At 51.4% G+C, this 317-nt stretch carries 1 protein-coding gene; it reads right to left on the reverse strand.

Features of this window, described 5'->3' with window-relative positions; all coding sequences use genetic code 11:
* Positions 1-32: 32 nt before the first annotated feature.
* Positions 33-317, reverse strand: a 285-nt coding sequence (locus B3W37_RS07550) for a DUF551 domain-containing protein (RefSeq protein ID WP_483175255.1), incomplete at its 5' end; no start/stop codon positions are given.

Genomic DNA, 317 nt, shown 5'->3' on the forward strand with positions numbered 1-317 from the left:
CCCAGATAATCGGGGCCCCGCAGGCCTTGCATTTATCGTATTGTGACATCTATCCCGCCTCCTTCACATAATTCTGGCGGCTTGGGCAGCGGCATCCAATGTGTAACAACGCCTTCTACCTTTACCCAATCCGGGCTATCAAAAGCATCAAACCACCAATAGTAAAAGTTGCCCTTAACCAGCCTAGCGATCACAATTTCTTCTGATGCGGGGTAAACAAGGCAATCTACGTTTTCTTCCGGTAACCTCTCCACGGTTGGTATCCAGCCAGCAGCGCGGCGGTTCCAAGCGGCAATGGCTTCTTCTGGCGTATCGTA

This window comes from Syntrophomonas sp. UBA5494 (assembly GCF_002426325.1).